The 17,499-nt window shown below is 62.5% G+C and carries 15 protein-coding genes and 3 pseudogenes; 13 read left to right on the forward strand and 5 right to left on the reverse strand.

Features of this window, described 5'->3' with window-relative positions; translation table 11 throughout:
- Nucleotide 1: 1 nt before the first annotated feature.
- From AC0L2Z_RS08615 to AC0L2Z_RS08665, 11 genes and pseudogenes are all read left to right on the forward strand, one after another.
- Entirely contained in the window at nt 2–2,407 is a 2,406-nt protein-coding gene (locus tag AC0L2Z_RS08615; protein WP_473627534.1) for a circularly permuted type 2 ATP-grasp protein, read from the forward strand.
- Nucleotides 2,408–2,444: 37 nt separating this feature from the next.
- Nucleotides 2,445–3,329: a transglutaminase family protein gene (locus tag AC0L2Z_RS08620; RefSeq protein ID WP_023798010.1), complete on the forward strand. Its 885-nt coding sequence runs from the start codon at nt 2,445–2,447 to the stop codon at nt 3,327–3,329.
- Between the two features lie 159 nt (nt 3,330–3,488).
- Nucleotides 3,489–4,595: a DNA topoisomerase IB gene (locus AC0L2Z_RS08625; RefSeq protein WP_473627535.1), complete on the forward strand. Its 1,107-nt coding sequence runs from the start codon at nt 3,489–3,491 to the stop codon at nt 4,593–4,595.
- 115 nt (nt 4,596–4,710) lie between these two features.
- Entirely contained in the window at nt 4,711–5,085 is a 375-nt protein-coding gene (locus tag AC0L2Z_RS08630; protein WP_027153193.1) for a YciI family protein, read from the forward strand.
- On the forward strand, nt 5,082–6,353 hold the full coding sequence (locus tag AC0L2Z_RS08635) for an RNA polymerase sigma factor (RefSeq protein WP_473627537.1): 1,272 nt from the start codon (nt 5,082–5,084) through the stop codon (nt 6,351–6,353). The genes AC0L2Z_RS08630 and AC0L2Z_RS08635 overlap by 4 nt, the downstream gene beginning before the upstream one ends.
- Before the next feature lie 232 nt (nt 6,354–6,585).
- On the forward strand, nt 6,586–8,097 hold the full coding sequence (gene amaB / locus AC0L2Z_RS08640) for an L-piperidine-6-carboxylate dehydrogenase (protein ID WP_473627539.1): 1,512 nt from the start codon (nt 6,586–6,588) through the stop codon (nt 8,095–8,097).
- A gap of 385 nt (nt 8,098–8,482) precedes the next feature.
- Nucleotides 8,483–9,169: pseudogene (locus tag AC0L2Z_RS08645) on the forward strand (AI-2E family transporter); the annotation flags it as partial.
- Nucleotides 9,170–9,352: 183 nt separating this feature from the next.
- A complete protein-coding gene (locus AC0L2Z_RS08650; RefSeq protein ID WP_023798004.1) occupies nt 9,353–10,129 on the forward strand; it encodes a sulfite exporter TauE/SafE family protein in 777 nt (258 codons plus the stop codon).
- 131 nt (nt 10,130–10,260) lie between these two features.
- The gene (locus AC0L2Z_RS08655; RefSeq protein ID WP_027153182.1) at nt 10,261–10,770 is read left to right on the forward strand and encodes a superoxide dismutase family protein; all 510 of its coding nucleotides are present in this window, start codon (nt 10,261–10,263) and stop codon (nt 10,768–10,770) included.
- A 182-nt stretch (nt 10,771–10,952) separates the two neighbouring features.
- Nucleotides 10,953–11,960 (forward strand): ATP-binding cassette domain-containing protein, encoded by a 1,008-nt coding sequence (locus AC0L2Z_RS08660; RefSeq protein WP_473627541.1) that lies wholly within the window; start codon nt 10,953–10,955, stop codon nt 11,958–11,960.
- The gene (locus AC0L2Z_RS08665; RefSeq protein ID WP_473627542.1) at nt 11,957–12,763 is read left to right on the forward strand and encodes an ABC transporter permease; all 807 of its coding nucleotides are present in this window, start codon (nt 11,957–11,959) and stop codon (nt 12,761–12,763) included. The genes AC0L2Z_RS08660 and AC0L2Z_RS08665 overlap by 4 nt, the downstream gene beginning before the upstream one ends.
- A gap of 23 nt (nt 12,764–12,786) precedes the next feature.
- Here AC0L2Z_RS08665 and AC0L2Z_RS08670 read toward each other — a convergent pair whose 3' ends face one another.
- Together AC0L2Z_RS08670 and AC0L2Z_RS08675 are read right to left on the reverse strand one after the other, a co-directional pair.
- On the reverse strand, nt 12,787–13,746 hold the full coding sequence (locus AC0L2Z_RS08670) for a DMT family transporter (protein ID WP_473627544.1): 960 nt from the start codon (nt 13,744–13,746) through the stop codon (nt 12,787–12,789).
- 199 nt (nt 13,747–13,945) lie between these two features.
- Nucleotides 13,946–14,233, reverse strand: a complete 288-nt coding sequence (locus tag AC0L2Z_RS08675) for a hypothetical protein (protein WP_329608250.1) — start codon at nt 14,231–14,233, stop codon at nt 13,946–13,948.
- On the opposite strand from AC0L2Z_RS08675, the pseudogene AC0L2Z_RS08680 reads away from it, so the two are divergent.
- Both AC0L2Z_RS08680 and AC0L2Z_RS08685 read left to right on the forward strand, forming a co-directional pair.
- Nucleotides 14,201–14,368, forward strand: a pseudogene (locus AC0L2Z_RS08680) (amino acid ABC transporter permease); the annotation flags it as partial. The gene AC0L2Z_RS08675 and the pseudogene AC0L2Z_RS08680 overlap by 33 nt on opposite strands.
- Nucleotides 14,349–15,069 (forward strand): annotated as a pseudogene (locus AC0L2Z_RS08685) (amino acid ABC transporter ATP-binding protein). The pseudogenes AC0L2Z_RS08680 and AC0L2Z_RS08685, both read left to right, overlap by 20 nt.
- 9 nt (nt 15,070–15,078) lie before the next feature.
- Here AC0L2Z_RS08685 and AC0L2Z_RS08690 read toward each other — a convergent pair.
- From AC0L2Z_RS08690 to AC0L2Z_RS08700, 3 genes are all read right to left on the reverse strand, one after another.
- On the reverse strand, nt 15,079–16,149 hold the full coding sequence (locus AC0L2Z_RS08690) for an adenylate/guanylate cyclase domain-containing protein (protein WP_473627546.1): 1,071 nt from the start codon (nt 16,147–16,149) through the stop codon (nt 15,079–15,081).
- Between the two features lie 3 nt (nt 16,150–16,152).
- Nucleotides 16,153–16,626: a Rab family GTPase gene (locus AC0L2Z_RS08695; protein WP_036262255.1), complete on the reverse strand. Its 474-nt coding sequence runs from the start codon at nt 16,624–16,626 to the stop codon at nt 16,153–16,155.
- 29 nt (nt 16,627–16,655) lie between these two features.
- A partial coding sequence (locus AC0L2Z_RS08700) for an OmpA family protein (RefSeq protein WP_473627548.1) occupies nt 16,656–17,499 on the reverse strand: 844 nt, incomplete at its 5' end.

Raw genomic sequence — 17,499 nt, forward strand, 5'->3', positions numbered from 1 at the left:
CATGGCAAAGGGGAATCACCAGGAAATACGCGGCAGGCCGCATAATTTGCTGGAGCACTACCAGCCGATCGACGGCGTCGTCGACGAGATGGTCGATGCATCAGGCAATCCCCGTCCGGTCTGGAAGGAGTTCATCGAGGCGCTGGAAGATCTGGGGCCTGAAAAGCTCGCCCAGCGCTTCGCCCGCGCCGACCAGTATCTGCGCGACGCCGGCGTCTATTACCGTCTCTACGATCAGGCCGGCGCCCATGAGCGCGAATGGCCGCTGGCGCATGTGCCTCTCCTGATAGAGGAGCAGGAATGGGCCGCGATCAGTGCCGGCCTGGTCCAGCGGGCCGAGCTGTTCGAGGAAACGATTGCCGATATCTACGGGCCGAACCGCCTGGTCGAGAAAGGCATCCTGCCGGCGGGGCTGATCGCGGCCAGCCCGGAATATTTGCGCCCCGTCGTCGGCACCAGACCGGCCAGCGGCCATTTCCTGCATTTCTGCGCTTTCGAGCTCGGCCGTGGACCGGATGGCCGCTGGTGGGTGCTGGGCGACCGCACGCAGGCGCCGTCAGGCGCCGGCTTTGCGCTGGAAAACCGCGTCGCCACCACGCGTGCGCTGTCCGACATCTATGGCGAGATGCATGTGCACCGCCTTGCCGGCTTCTTCCGTCGCTTTCGCGACGCGCTTAACCGCATGGCCAAGGCATCAGGCGGCCGTGTCGCCATCCTGACGCCGGGGCCACTCAACGAAACCTATTACGAGCATGCCTATATCGCCCGCTATCTCGGCATCATGCTGCTCGAAGGCGAGGATCTGACCGTCTCCGGCGGTCGATTGATGGTGCGCACGGTTTCCGGGCTGGCGCCGGTCAGCGTGCTGTGGCGACGGCTCGACGCCGCCTTCGCCGATCCGCTGGAACTGCGACCGGATTCGCAGATCGGCACGCCAGGGCTGGTCGAGGCGATCCGCCGGGGGGCTGTTTCAGCCGTCAACGCGCTCGGCTCCGGGCTAATGGAAACGCGGGCGCTGTTCGCCTTCCTGCCAAAAATTTCGCGCGAATTGCGCAACGAGGAGCTTCTCTTGCCAAGCGTCGCGACATGGTGGTGCGGGCGGGACAAGGATCGTGACCATGTGCTGGCCAACCTCGACCGCATGGTGATCGGCCCGGCGCTGTCGACGCGGCTTGCCTTCGAGGATGACGATTGCACCAGGCTGGGCTCGGCGCTGGTTGCCGGGGAACGGGCCGAACTGATAGCCCGGATCGAACGCGACGGCGGCGCCTTCGTCGGACAGGAAGCAGTGACGCTTTCGACCACGCCGGTCCATGTCGGCGGCCGGCTGGAGCCGCGGCCGGCAGCCTTGCGCGTCTATCTGGCGCGAACGCCGGAAGGCTGGACGGTGATGCCCGGCGGCTTTGCCCGTGTTGGCTTTTCGCTCGATCCGACGGCTATCGCCATGCAGCGCGGCGGCCAGGCGGCGGATGTATGGGTGGTCAGCGACAGGCCGGTGGAGCGCGAGACGCTGCTGCCGCAGGAGCACGACAGTTTCATCCGCACCTCGCCAGGCAGCCTGCCCAGCCGCGCTGCGGAAAACCTGACATGGCTCGGCCGCTATATCGAGCGATCGGAAGACACGGTGCGCATCCTGCGCGCCTATCACGTGCGGCTGGCCGAGGCGTCCGACCCGGACATGCCTTTGCTTGCCGATATCAGAGACCATCTCGAACCGTTCGGCATCGACGTCGCAGCGGCGATCCCGCCGGGGCTGATCGCAACGCTGGACAGCGCCGTTTACAGCGCCGGGCAGATCCGCGACCGCTTCTCGCCCGACGGCTGGCTGGCGCTGAACGATCTGTCGAAGACCATCCATCAATTCGCGACAACGGTGGCGCCGGGCGATGATGCGACGCGGGCGATGACGGTCATCCTGCGCAAGCTCGCCGGGTTTTCCGGCCTGCTGCATGAGAACATGTACCGCTTCACCGGCTGGCGCTTCCTGGAGATCGGCCGGCGGCTGGAACGCGGCATCCAGATCGCCCGCACGCTTGCCCGGCTGACCGGGGCTGCGGCGCCCGAAGGCGCGCTCGACATGATGCTGGAGATCGGCGACAGCGTGATGACCCACCGGCGGCAGTATCCGGTGCAGGCCGGCAGGCGCACGGTGATCGACCTCCTGGTGCTCGATCCGCTCAACCCGCGCTCCATCCTGTTCCAGCTCGAGCGGCTGAAGGCCGAGATCGCGCTGTTGCCTGCTGTCGGTGGCGAGGGGCATATGTCCCCGGCGGCGAAAGAGATACTGCAGCTCAATACGGCAATCGCCATCAAGGAGCCCTCGGACATGACGGCGAAGGCCCTGGACGATCTCGCCACCGAGATCGGCGGCCTCTACAACAGCCTCGCCAAGGGCTATTTCGGGTAAGGCCTATTTCGGCTAAGGACGGGACCCGGAGGCTGGCATGCTCTACGACATCAGACTCAATCTGCGTTACGACTATGATGCTGCAGCCGGCGGCGGCCGCCATCAGGTGCGCGTGCTGCCGCCGACGATATCGGGCGTGCAGCGGGTGATCGCCGCTTCGCTGTCCTTCGCGCCGGCGCCGAGCGAACGCTCCGACTTTTCCGATTTCTTCGGCAACAATGTCACGTCGATCGCCTTTCGCGATGCCCATGATGCGCTCGACATCAGGATGAGCGCGCGCGTCGCCGTCTCGCGGCCGGAACCCGGGCTTGACGTGTCGCCCGACATTCGCCGGCTGCGGAGCCAACTCGAAGCGGTGCGGTCGCTGTCGCCTGATACACCGCATCACTTTCTGGCCGCCAGCGACCATGTCGGCATTGACGCTGATATCACGGGGTATGCGCGGAGCAGTGCCGGCAGTTCTGTCGTCGGTACCGCCATGGACCTGTGCAATCGCATTCATCGCGATTTCACCTACGATGGCGAGGCGACCACGGTGCAGACCCGGGCGAGCGATGCTTTCAGCCTGAAGCGGGGCGTCTGCCAGGATTTTTCGCACATCATGATCGCCGGCCTGCGCGGCCTCGGTATCCCCGCCGGCTATGTCAGCGGCTTCCTGCGCACCATTCCGCCGCGCGGAAAACCGCGATTGGAAGGGGCCGACGCCATGCATGCCTGGGTCAAGGTGTGGTGCGGGCGCGACACCGGATGGCAGGAATTCGATCCAACCAACGGCATGCGGGCAAGCAATGACCACATCACCGTTGGCCACGGCCGCGACTATTCGGATGTAGCGCCGATCGTCGGCGTCCTGAAGACGACGGGCGGACAGGTCGGCGAGCAGGCGGTCGACGTCATTCCGGTCGTGCTGGAAAAGGCATGACGGCAAGCGAGGCTGCGATCGATTTGTAGGCGCCGAACGTAGACAGAGAGACGGCCCGTCGAACGCACATGCGGTGCGCTGACATCATTCTGAAAGCCACACGCGGAACCAGCAGCCGTTCCTGCGCTTATCTACGGGAAAATTTCTCGTGGAGAGGACATGCTGGACAAATCCGGATCGTCGACTGGCCGGTCGGCTGCCAAGGAGGGTGCACCAAAAAACGGGGCGCCGAAGAATGGCGGAGAGGCCTCGGCCGATCGAGCCTCGCTCACCTATGTCACCGATACCGAGCCCGGTATCCGCCGTTTCAGGACCGGCAGGGGATTTTCATACAAAGGACCTGACGGGCAGGGCGTCGACGAGAACACCATGGCCCGCATCAAGGCGCTCGCCATCCCACCGGCGTGGACGGATGTGTGGATCGCGCCGGATGCCAACGGTCACATCCAGGCGACAGGCCGAGACCAGCGCGGACGCAAGCAATATCGCTATCATCCGCAATGGGCCGAGGAGCGCGACGGCGTCAAATATTCGAGCCTGGTTGCCTTTGCAGAGAGTCTGCCTGAACTGCGACGCCAGATCGACGCCGATCTGCGCCGTCACGGCCTGCCCTTGGAACGCGTTGTCGCCGCTGTGGTCTGGCTGCTCGACAACACGATGATTCGCGTCGGCAATGCCGCCTACGCCCGCGACAACAACAGCTTTGGGCTGACCACGCTGCGCGACCGCCATGTCGACATCAAAGGCTCGAGCCTGCGTTTCGCTTTCAAGGGCAAGTCCGGCAAGGAATGGAAGCTGAAGCTCGTCGATCGCCGGATCGCCAGGATCGTGCGCGGGGCGCAGGATCTGCCGGGCCAGAAGCTGTTCCAGTATCTCGACGAGGACGGAAGCAGGCGACCAATCCGCTCCGACGACGTCAACCGCTATATTAGGGAGACGGCAGGGGCAGATTTCAGCTCGAAGCATTTCCGAACCTGGGGCGGCACCATCCATGCGGCGTCGTTGTTTGCGCAAACCGAACGACCCGAAAGCCAGGCACAACAGAAGCGGGTGATGAACGGCGTCATCGACAAGGTGGCCGAGCGGCTGGGCAACACGCGCGCCATCTGCCGCAGCTGTTATATCCACCCACAGGTTTTCGAAGCCTGGTCCGAAGGTCGGCTGCTCGGCGAAATGGCGGATGCGAACAAGCGGAAGCGATCGATAGCCGGCCTTGATGATGAAGAAGCCGTCGTTCTGAGATGGCTGAAGGCGCAGGAAAGCTGAACCGACCAGAGCAACCAAAGGCCTTCATTGTGCTGGCAGGACGTGATTTTTTTATCGACGTTGTGTCGGGATCGGTCCTACTGTTTCGTCCTTTGACAGAGAAAAGGACACACCCATGCTCTACGCAATCCTCTGCTATGCCTCCGAAGACGTCGTCTGCTCGTGGAGCAAGGAACAGGACGATGCCGTCATGGAAAAACTCCTGGGCGTGCAGGAAAAATACGCTCGGGCCGGCCGGCTTGGCCCGGTGGCGCGGCTGCTGCCGACGACCGCTGCGACAACGCTGAGAAAGGTCAAGGGCGAATCGGTCGTCATCGATGGCCCGTTTGCCGAGACCAAGGAACAGTTCCTCGGCTTCTACACGCTCGAATGCGCCGATCTCGATGAGGCCGTCGACTTTGCGCGCGAGCTTTCCGAGGTCAACCCGAGCGGCGGCTCCTACGAGATACGGCCGGTTTCGCTCTTCAATCCCGCCAAGGTTTCAGCATGACCGACCTTACCTGGATCAGCACAGCGATCAGCACCGCCCGCCCACAGGCGATGGGCGCGCTGTTGCGCTACTTCCGCGATCTCGACGCGGCGGAGGAAGCTTTCCAGGACGCTTGCCTGCGAGCTTTGAAGAACTGGCCGACAAACGGCCCGCCGCGCGATCCGGCGGCCTGGCTGATCTTTGTTGGCCGCAACAGCGGCATCGACGCGGTGCGCAAGCGTGCCAAACAGGCGCCGCTGCCGGAAGAGCACCAGATCTCCGATCTGGAAGATGCCGAGACCGATATCGCCGAACGGCTGGACGGCGCGCACTACCGCGACGACATATTGCGGCTGCTGTTCATCTGCTGCCATCCCGACCTGCCGGCGACGCAGCAGATCGCCGTGGCATTGCGCATCGTTTCAGGCCTGAGCGTCAAGCAGATTGCCCGCGCCTTTCTCGTCGGTGAAAGCGCCATGGAGCAGCGCATCACCCGTGCCAAGGCGCGCATCGCCGATGCCGGCGTGCCGTTCGAGACGCCCGGCGCGGTCGAGCGCTCCGAGCGGCTCGCCGCCGTCGCCGCCATGGTCTACCTGATCTTCAACGAGGGCTATTCGACCAACAGCGGCGAGGCACCGGCGCGCGCGCCGCTCTGCGAAGAGGCGATCCGGCTGGCCCGGCTGCTGCTGAGGCTGTTCCAGACCGAGCCGGAGATCATGGGCCTGACGGCGCTCTTGCTGCTTCAGCATGCGCGTGCGCCGGCGCGTTTCGACGAGAACGGCGACATCGTGCTGCTCGAAGACCAGGACCGCAGCCTGTGGAGCCGCAAGATGATCGACGAGGGGCTGGCGCTGGTCGACAAAGCGCTGCGCCACCACAAGCCCGGTCCCTACCAGGTGCAAGCGGCGATCGCCGCCCTGCATGCGCGCGCGGAAAGGCCCGAGGACACGGACTGGAACGAGATCGAGCTGCTCTACAGCCTGCTCGAGCAGATGCAGCCGTCGCCGGTGGTGACGCTCAATCGCGCCGTCGCGGTCGCCAAGGTGCGCGGGCCGGAAGCCGCACTTGCCATGATCGAGCCGTTGGAACAAAGGCTTTCCGGCTATTTCCACTTCTTCGGCCTTAGGGGTGGCCTGCTGATGCAGCTCGGTCGTGGTGAGGAGGCGCGAATCGCCTTCGACCGCGCCATTGCGCTTGCCAATACGGCCGCCGAGGCCGCCCATATCCGCATGCACATCGACCGCCTGATGAAGGAAGGCGCCGTGCGGGGTGCGCAGGCAGCGCGCTGAGACGACTCGCTGGTTCAACGGTCTGCCTTTGGCTTAGACCATGCCGGGGTGGCGATTTTTCCCTGAAACGAGTAATGCCACGCCATGACAGCGCCTGATGTGCCGATCGGTGCAGGGACGGCATGGCGCAAGGGTGCATGTCCCAAAACCGCTGCGCACTTTGGGGTCAGGCCCGAGGGCATGCTTTTGGGCGACATGCATAATTGAGCGACGGGTCTGAAAGGGAAAGAAAATGACGATTGCGAAGGAAATAGCCGGGCTGCTGGCGAAACTGGGCGTTGCCGAGGCTGCGCTTTCGGGCGGCGATCTCATCGTGCGCAGTCCGGTGACGGGTGAGCAGATCGCCGCGCTGAAGACGATCTCGCCGGCCGATGCGGCAGAGACCATCGAAAGGGCGCATAAAGCCTTCCAGGCATGGCGGCTGATGCCGGCACCGAAGCGCGGCGAGCTGGTGCGGCTGCTAGGCGAGGAACTGCGCGCGCACAAGGCAGAGCTTGGCCGGCTGGTGTCGATCGAGGTCGGCAAGATCCCGTCCGAAGGGCTCGGCGAAGTGCAGGAGATGATCGACATCTGCGATTTCGCCGTCGGCCTGTCGCGGCAATTGTACGGCCTGACCATCGCCACCGAGCGCCCGGGTCATCGCATGATGGAAACCTGGCACCCGCTGGGCGTCGTCGGCGTGATTTCGGCCTTCAACTTCCCGGTCGCGGTGTGGTCGTGGAACGCCGCGCTGGCGCTGGTCTGCGGCGACGCGGTGGTTTGGAAGCCGTCGGAAAAGACACCGCTGACGGCGCTCGCCTGCGAGGCGATCTTCAAGCGTGCGGGAGAACGTTTCGGCGATGCTCCGGAAGGATTGATTTCGGTGTTGATCGGCGATCGCGCCGTTGGCGAAATTCTGGTCGATCATCCTGATGTGCCGCTGGTCTCGGCCACCGGCTCGACCCGCATGGGCAGGGATGTCGGTCCACGGCTGGCGAAGCGTTTTGCCCGCGCCGTGCTGGAGCTCGGCGGCAACAATGCCGGCATCGTCTGCCCGACGGCCGATCTCGACATGGCCTTGCGCGCCATCGCCTTCGGCGCCATGGGCACCGCCGGCCAGCGCTGCACGACGCTCAGGCGCCTGTTCGTGCATGAGAGCGTCTACGACCAACTCGTTCCGCGCCTGAAAAAGGCCTATGAAAGCGTCTCTGTCGGCAATCCGCTGGAGACATCAGCGCTGGTCGGACCGTTGATCGACAAGGCAGCCTTCGACAGCATGCAGAACGCGTTGAAGGAAGCCGCCGCTCAAGGCGGCAAGGCCACCGGCGGCGTGCGAGTCGAGAACGGCCTTCCCGACGCTTATTACGTTCGTCCGGCGCTGATCGAGATGCCCAAGCAGGTCTCGCCGGTGACGGAAGAGACCTTCGCGCCGATCCTCTACGTGATGAAATACTCGGACTTCGACGCCGTGCTCGACGAGCACAATGCGGTCGGAGCGGGGCTGTCGTCGTCGATCTTCACCCGCGACCTGCAGGAATCCGAGCGCTTCCTCGGCGTCGACGGGTCCGACTGCGGCATCGCCAACGTCAACATAGGCACGTCGGGGGCCGAGATCGGCGGCGCCTTCGGCGGCGAGAAGGAGACCGGCGGCGGCCGCGAGAGCGGTTCCGACGCCTGGAAGGCTTACATGCGGCGCGCCACCAACACGGTGAACTATTCCAAGGCGCTGCCGCTGGCCCAAGGCGTGTCCTTCGACATCGACTGAGAACGCCAGGGCTCGTTTCGTGGCAGCACCGAGCCCGGGTGGCTCTATAGGGCGGCTGATGTGGCCCAGCCCATGTCGTTGAAACGTCATCCGTGCCGACCCATATGCGCATTGCGTCGGATGTTTTCCTCCCATTGCGTCCGGCGCGTTCCCCTCTGGAGGTTTTGAACCTTCATGCCTGGCCGGACCTTAACAGTCCGGCCTTTTTTCTTTTTGGCCGCCCTGTGAAGCTGCGCTGCCGCGAGCGAGCTGTAAAAACCGCCGTAGGTCGGAGCCCCCACGCCCGGCAGGCCGTGGTGCTGGCAGCCCGGACGGGCGCGCCCACCGGCATAACAGCCCACTGAGCGCGTAATGTCCCGACCATTTTCGTCACACTCGACAGCGGCTTGGCAGTAGGGGTGCCTCGCTGCTGCGCGGCTCGATCAACCAGGCCGTGATGTTCGTGCTGACATTCTATCTGCTGTTCTATTTCTTGCGGGACCGTGAACCGGCCCTGCGCGGGATCGAGCGTCTGTCGCCGCTGCGCGCATCGGAGATGGCATATTTGCTGTCCCGCCTTGCCGAGACGGTGCATGCGATCCTGATAGGCACCGTGCTCATCGCCGTCGTGCAAGGAACGCTGGGCGGTCTGATGTTCTGGTGGCTCGGCCTGCCGACTCCGGTCTTCTGGGGCCTGGTAATGGGGCTTCTTGCCATCGTGCCGGTGCTTGGCGCATTCCTGGTCTGGGTGCCGGCAGCGATCTATCTCGCGCTGGAAGGGGCTTGGGCGAGCGCAGCGATCCTGACCGTCTGGGGCGGCGGCGTCGTCGCCGGCATCGACAATCTGCTCTATCCGATGCTTGTCGGGAGCCGGCTGCGGCTCCACACAGTGGTCGCCTTTATCGGCGCGATCGGGGGCATCGTCCTTTTCGGAGCATCCGGGCTTGTCCTCGGCCCTGCGGTGATCGCGGTCACCGTCAGCCTCATTGACATCCTCAAGAAACGATTGAACGACCAAACCGGGGCGGAACTGACGCCAAAGCGCGACACAAAGCCATCACGGCAGTCGAGAGCCGCGACTGGTCGTGAGTAAGCACCGCCACGCGCCGCCGTGGAAGGCTGTATCGCTCGAAGGGTGCGGGTGGACAGTTTCCCGTTCGTCGTCCCATTATCGATGCCAGGCGTTTGGTGAGTTGTGGAAGCATGAAGATTGCATGCGTTGTAGGCGGCGGGTTCCTCTTTTATCGAGTACATCCGCGCCTTGTTGGAGAGCCAGATGCAGGAATTCCTTCTTTTTGCGATCGTAGGGTTTTTAGCTCAGGCTGTGGACGGCGCTCTCGGCATGGCCTACGGCGTGATTTGCTCGACAACACTACTGGGGTTCGGCGTGTCTCCTGCACATGCTTCGGCTTCAGTTCACGCGGCCGAGCTGTTTACCACGGCGGCCTCGGGTTCGGCTCACCTCTATCACCGCAATATCGACTGGAAGCTTTTCTGGCGGCTGATGCCGTTTGGCGTGCTCGGCGGCGTTCTCGGCGCTTTTGTGCTCACCTCGTTTGAGGGGGCCATCATGAAGCCTTATGTGACCACATATCTTGCGCTCGTCGGAGGTTGGCTCCTGTTCCGTTCCTTCCGACGGATACCAAGCAAGCCGGTCCCTGCAGCCGCGGTGCCTCCGCTTGGGCTTGGTGGTGGATTTCTCGATGCGGCAGGGGGTGGCGGATGGGGACCCATCGTGACGACGGGCCTTCTCGGTTTTGGCGGGACGCCCCGCTACGTGATTGGCACGGTAAATGCCACCGAGTTCCTTACCACGCTGTCGGTGTCCCTGACCTTCCTGTTTGCGTTATTGACCGGCCATTGGGCGGAGGCAGGAGCGCTGGCAGAAAATCTGATCGCCGTTGCCGGCTTGGTCCTTGGCGGGGTGATCGCAGCGCCGATGGCCGGATTGATGGTGAAGTCGATCGCAGAAAAGACGCTTCTCAGGCTCGTTGGCACTCTCATCATACTGCTGGCGGGCTGGCAAACCGCGCAACTTTTCGAATTGGTGTAACTGAGGCACATCGAAAAAGTTGTCGGCGTCGATTCCCTGACGGCCGTGCCGGAGACAAAAACTCAAATCCCAAATGGAACGAAGAGGCCCCATTGTTGTTTGGATGCCTTGGACAACCGGAGGCCGAGTCGATGAGAAAATTGGTTGCAACAGCAGGGTTGGCACTGGCGGTCGCGATGCCTGCAGCGGCGCAGGACGCCGCGACCGCGAAAGCCGAATTCGTCAACATGGCTGGCGAGAAGAATGGAACGGCCACGCTGACCGAGACGGCGCAGGGTGTGCTGATAGAGTTGCAGGTGACGGGACTGCCGGCGGGCGAATTGGTTGCGTTCCATGTTCATGAGACCGGAAAGTGCGATCATCAGACCGGCCATGACTCGGCCGGTGGACACTTCAATCCGACGAATGCCGAACATGGATATCTCGCCGGAAAAGGCCCGCACGCGGGCGATATGCCAAATCAGCGGGTCGGCGCCGACGGCGTTTTGCGTGCTCAGGTTTTCAACAGCATGGTCAAGCTGGATGGTGGAGAAACGGCGATACGAGGCAAGGCATTGATGATCCATGGTGGGCAGGACGACTACAAAAGCCAGCCTGCCGGTGATGCCGGAAAACGTCAGGCCTGTGCCGTGATCGAGTGAGAAAACCCCAAGGGCGTAGCCGACATATGGTCTGACCGGCGCTACAGTTCGGCGGCCAGGCAGATGGTCGGAGCCTCTGGCATGAGGATAAGCCAGACGGTAAGCTCATGCGCCTGCAGAGGAACTGGCGACGCAGCCATTGCGCCGAGGCTGGCCTTCATTTGCGACTGCCGGATGATTGCATGAACGATACTTCTCCTATGGGTGTGCCCGCCACGGGCCTTGCCCAGTCAGCCATTTCCGCCCGCGGCCTGGTCAAAACCTTCGGCAAGCTGCGTGCCGTCGATGGTATCGACCTCGATGTGCCGCGCGGCATTATTTTCGCTATCCTGGGTCCGAACGGCGCCGGCAAGACAACGCTGATGCGGATGCTTGCGACGCTGTCGCGCCCCGACGCCGGCTCCGCGACCGTGATGGGGCACGATCTCGTGCAGGCCCCGCACGAGGTCCGTGCGGCAATCGCGATAACCGGGCAGTTCGCTTCGCTCGACGAGGACCTGACGGGCCGGGAGAACCTCGTCCTGCTCGCCCGACTCTGGGGTTTTCGCGGTCGCGCCGCGAAAGCCCGCGCGGACGACCTGCTCGCGGCTTTCGGCTTGTCCGAAGCGGCGACGAAGCAGGTGAGGGACTATTCGGGTGGCATGCGAAGGCGGCTCGACATAGCCGCCTCGCTGATCGTCACGCCGGGCGTGCTGTTCCTCGATGAGCCGACCACAGGCCTCGATCCGAACGCCCGCAAGGATGTCTGGGGCATGATCCGCGGCCTCGCAGAGGCCGGCGTCACCATCCTGCTCACCACGCAATATCTCGAAGAGGCCGATCAACTCGCGGCACGCATCGCCGTCATCGACCACGGCAGGAAGATTGCCGAGGGCACCAGCCGCGAATTGAAGGCGGCCACCGGCTCCGGTTTTCTCCATGTCGCGCTCGCTGATGTTGCGCGGCTGGACCAGGCGGCGTCGATCCTGGAACGCCGGCTGGAGCACCCTGTCCAACGCAGTGCCGAGGGCGCCGAACTCTCCGTCCTTGCCGGCACGGCGAAGGCCGCCAACGAGGCGCTCGCCGATCTGGTCGCTGCCGGCATCGAACTGTCGGATTTCTCCATGGGCCAACCCAGCCTTGAGGAGGTCTTCTTCGCGCTGACGGGCCAGCCGAGCCTGGGTGAAAGCCGGAAGGACGACAAGCCATGATCGACACGACATCCCTGCAGCGGCTGCAAAGGGTCGCCCGACCGAGGTCCCCATCAGCCCTTTCCAACGCGCTGGTCTTCGGATGGCGCGCGGTGCTGAAATTCAAGCATGTGCCGGAGCAACTCTTCGACCTGGTGATGACTCCGATCATGTTCACGCTGCTGTTCACCTTCGTCTTCGGCGGTGCGCTCGCCGGTTCGCCTGGCGAATACCTGCAGTTCTTCCTGCCCGGCATCCTGGTTCAGACCGTGGTGTTCAACGCAGTCTATTCGGGCATGGGATTGTCGACCGACCTCGGCAAGGGCTTGTTTGACCGCTTCCGATCGCTGCCGATCTGGTCGCTCTCTCCGTTCGCCGGTCTGATGGTGGGCGACATCCTGCGCCATTTGATTGCCGCCTCGATCATTCTCATCATCGGGCTGATCCTCGGCTACCGGCCGGAGGCGGGCATCCTCGGCGTGCTTGCCGCCTTCGCCATGCTGATCGCCATCGGGTTCGGCATGGGCTGGGTATTCATCGTGCTCGGCCTGCTGATCCGCACGCCAACCACAGTGATGACGCTCGGCTTTACCTTCCTGTTCCCGCTCGTCTTCGCCTCAAACATCATGGTCGACCCCGGGACCATGCCGGACTGGCTGCGGGCCTTCGTCGAAGTCAATCCGGTGTCGCTGATGACGACGGCGCTGCGCGGGTTGATGGGTGGCGGGGCGACACTCAGTCAGGTCGTCTTCGCCCTGATCGCGCCGGTGGCGCTGACCGCGATCCTGGCGCCGACGACACTATGGCTGTATCTCAGAAGGTGAGAGGCGTAGCGGGAGAGGTATCCCTACGCCACATGCACCGTGCGCTGCCTCGGCTTGATCGCGGTGGCGAGCAGCAGGCCGGCGACGATAAAGGCGGCGCCGGCGAGGTCGTAGTCGTGCAAGCTTTCGCCTAGGAAAAGGTAAGCGAGCACGGCGACAAAAACAGTCTGCAGATAGAGCAGCATGCTGGCGCGCCCCGCGCCAAGCGTCTCGACACTGCGGTTGTAGAGGTAATACATCAGAGCGCCGCCCGGGCCAGCGACATAGGCGAGTGCCAGAAGGCCGTTCGCATGCAGCGCCGAACGCTCGCCGGAAAACAGCTCCCAGAGATAGAGGGGCAGTGCGGCCAGCGCGCCGGCCCCCAGCAGCAGGACTACCGTCGGCAGCAGTTCGATGGCGAATTTGGCGCGACGCAGCAGCACGGTGTAGAGGCCCCAGCAAAACGCGCTGCCGACGATCCACAACTCGCCGGGATTGAACTGGAGCCGCATCAGCGAGGCAAGGTCGCCGCGCGCCACGATCACCACCATCCCGACCAGAGCGAGCAGCGCGCCAAGTGCCTTCCAGATGCCGAGGGGCTCGCCGAGCACGAAGCGGGCAAGCACCATGGTCATGATCGGCGACAGCGCCATGATAATCCCGGCGGTGGTCGCGTCGGTGTAATTGAGGCCCGTGTAGATCATGCCCTGACAGAGGGTCAGCCCGATGGCGCCGATGGCCAGCACCTCGATCGCCCGGGACTGGATCAGTGCAAGCATCGCCCCATGATGATGATGGACGATAGGCAGCAGGATCGCGCAGGCGAGCACCAGCCGCCAGAAGCAGAGCGCCCAAGGCGGCATCTCGGGGGCGACCCACTTGGCTGCGATGTAGACGCCGGCGGACAGGAGCCAGCAGAGCGTCGCGGTGGAATAGGCGAGTGGAAGCGATGCGTCGGCCGTCGTCTTGGCTACGCCAGGATGGGCTATCGGCATCGATTGCATGCCCGTCTCCTCCCACAGCCGATCTTAGCAAAATTGCTGCGTCTTGCCGAGCAGCAAAAGTCAGCTGTTTAACCAACCTTCCTCGCCTTGAATTCAAAAAAGGTGAGCCATTGCGGGTCTTGCTGCTCGCGCCTTGAGGCCGGTGCGAGATCACTACAGAGGCATAGGCTACAGGCCTGCCTCCTCAGACGAAGCAGGCTCACACCTTGAGATGAAGCGTAACCAAAACAGTGCTTTCGGCACCCTCTTCGAAACGAGCGGTGAGCCGCAGCCAGTTGCCGAAATGGCCGAGACGGGCAGCCGCAACACCGTCCTTGGCGGTTGGCATTTCCAGGCTTGTGCCTTCGCGCACCCAGTGCATGCCGTCGGGCGATATTTCGACCCAGGCTGTCGGAGCGCGTCCGACCGGCGACCTCAGCGCGCGCACGAAGATGATCGCTTCCCGCGCCCAGCCGGCTTCGTAAGGCTCGCTCGCCGCCTCGGGCAACTCATCAACAACGCGACGTTCCAGCCGTTCCGCGTTTTTCTCGCAGTCGCGGCTCTCTACTTTGTCGTCTGCTATCCGTTGTCCCAGCTGTCGCGTCTGCTGGAAAGGAGGCTCCATGCCGGAAGTGCTTATTGATAATGTCCACAAGAGCTTCGGAGCTGTCGAAGTCCTCAAGGGCGTCTCGCTGTCCGTCAATCGGGGCGATGTGTTTGCATTGATCGGCCGCTCCGGTTCCGGAAAAAGCACGCTTCTGCGCTGCATCAACGGACTGGAAAAGATCAATTCCGGCCGCATCGAAGTTGCCGGCCACGCCGTTGGCCGAGACCCGAAAGAGTTGCGCAAGCTGCGCACCGATGTCGGCATCGTCTTCCAAAGCTACAATCTCTTTCCGCATCTGACGGTGGGCGAAAACATCATGCTGGCGCCGCGGATCGTCAAATTGGTGTCGAAAGCTGAAGCCAAAACCACTGCGGAGGAAGTTCTCGGCATGGTTGGCCTGTCGGAGAAGTTCGACGCCTATCCCGACCAGCTTTCCGGCGGCCAGCAGCAGCGCGTGGCGATCGCCCGCTCGCTCGCCATGCGTCCCAAGGTGATGCTGTTCGACGAGGTGACGTCGGCGCTCGATCCGGAACTGACCGAGGAGGTGCTGAACGTGCTGGAAACGCTCGCCCGTAACGGAATGACCATGCTGCTCGTCACCCACGAGATGGGTTTTGCCCGCCGGGTGGCGACCACAACGATTTTCATGCATCACGGAAAGATCTGGGAAGAGGGGCCTCTTCGGCAGGCCGAAGACCCCGGAACTGCAGCAGTTTATTAAATCGGACGTGAAGTAGCCCGGCAAATCAGGCCGGGAGCCGCCACATTCGCACACGACCTGTACCACGCAATTCCGTTTCCGCGAGTGGGTCGCAAGCAAAATTTGGTCCAAGCAGTTTGCGAGTTGCATCCGAAATACGGATTTCGTCGGGCTCCGCTGACGTTTGAATACGTGCGGCGAGATTAACGGTCTCGCCCCAAAGGTCATAGGCAAACCGCCTTTTGCCTATGACGCCCGCGACGATTGGCCCTGAGTGAATTCCAATCCTGAGTCTTAGCGGTTGTCCCGCGAAGCGTTCGAGCTTAACCGCCTTCCGCAGTTCAAGTGCATAGTGCGCAAGGGCTTTTGCATGATCGGATCGCGCGGCGGGCAGGCCAGCGACCACCATCACACAATCGCCGATTGTCTTGATCTTTTCGCAGCCGTATCGTTCCGAGAGCAGATCCGCCGCCTTGAAGAAGTAATTTAACATAGCGAGCGTCGTCTCGGCTCCGACGCTCCGCGCTCTTTCTGTAAAGCCGACGATGTCGGCAAAAAGCACACTCACCTCAGCGTGGTTGTCTGCAATTTGTTCGTCCGCTTTTAACCGCTCCGCGATCGACGCCGGAAGAATGTTGAGGAGCAGGCTTTCGGCGCGCTGGTATTCACGCGACAATCCCTCTTGGCTCTGCCTCAACGCCTCGTTCGTCAATTGTAATTTTTCGTTGAGTTGACGCTCCCTCTCTTGCAGGAGTGTCATTTCATAAGCCTTCTGTTGAAGCCGCTGCCTGTTGTCGCGTTCGGCAGTGGCGTCAAGAAAGAGCAGCCATACGCAGGCATTGCCAGCAAAAAGATGAAGGTCCGCGACACGCCCGCTGGGCAGTTCGACCATGGCCATATGATATGGAAGCTCCGGGCAAGGCAGCAAACCTTCCATGAACGCAAGCTGCTCGGCAACGGGCTTGCCAATGCAAAGTGATGATAGGCCGTAATGTTCAACACTGCCGCCCTTCTCAGCGATGCAAAGCTGGGCATCAATTTTCAGATATGCGACAGAGTGCTCGTTGGAGAAGAAATCGTAAATCCAGCTTCTGACTTCTCTTGGCAATCCATGCATGGTCTATTTGGTGACCATCGAAGCAAGCTGACGAAATGCATCATCAACATGTTCACCTGAAAGCGCGCTTGTCAGATAGATTTGCCATCCAAGTTGCCTCAGTTCGTTAATCTCACTATCCGGTATTGCCCACCGATCGGCCAGATCGGATTTGTTGAACAGTAATACGAACGGCATGGCGCCGAATTCGGCCTCGGCCCGCTCGCGCAGCGTGAGCGCCACGGCAAGAGTAGCGGCGCGGGTTCCATCGACGACAAGCACGAGCCCGCTCGCACCTCGCACATAGCTGACGCGGAATGAGCCGATATCGTCTTCGCCGGCCAAATCCCACAAAATCAGATCCACGGTTTTATCCGGCAGTACAACACTCTTCTTGTCGATTTTCACTCCCACCGTGGTCAAGTAGGTTTCTGAAAAGATGCTTTGCACAAACCTGCGAACCAGACTCGTCTTTCCGACAGCGAACCCGCCCAACATGCAGATCTTTTTTTGCAATAACCTGGGCCCTAGTGGAAGTTTACCGTAACCGAAACTCTGCGATTGGCGGAGCTCCCGGTTCGGCTATTCTCAGTCTCCGCCGGCTCAAAAGTGCCCGCGCCGCGAACCAAAAGCGATTCCGGAGCGACGCCGCGCTTCTTGAGAAGCGCACGAACTGTCTCGGCGCGGGCGGCGCTGATCGACGCGTTGGCCGTCTCACGGCCCACGGCGTCCGAATGGCCGGTCAACATGAACTGTGCTGTTACGCCTGCCTTGCGGGCGTCCTTGGCCAATTCCTTCAATTGATTCGCCAATTGGTCGAGAACTGGCAGTTGCTCTGGTCCCGGTACAGCCTTGCCAGAATCGAAGAAAATGTCGACCGCTTGAATAGCCTCCCTCAAATGCGTGAGTTCCTGAGGGGTCACCTCGCGCAGCTCGGAAATTTCTAGAGAGAGTCCGTCCGCGGCCAGTTGTTGGGCGGCGACCCGCGCCCGATCTATCCAGGCGGCAGGAGCCTCACCCATGGCAACGATGCGATCCTGGATGATCGTAAGCCGAACCGATTTCGGCGGAGCAAGCGACGCCTCCAGCCGCTTCAGCACGAACTTCGGATCAAGGCTCTGATAGAATTGCCACTGCGAATGGACGCGAGCAGGATCAACCCCTGTTCCGGACAGCAGAGCCTGCGGGTCGGCGGCCTGCGGGTCTCTCAGGCCGGAGATATAGAAATGCCCGCCACTCGCCCTTTGTTGGGCGACGATGATTCCCGGTTGGGCCTCAAGTCGCGACACATAAGTCTGCCAGTGCTCCGCCGCGCGTGCTTCGGGGCTCACATCACGAACCTTGGAGATGTCGAATACCGGTCCGCCTGCC

The organism is Mesorhizobium sp. WSM4850 (assembly GCF_055811735.1).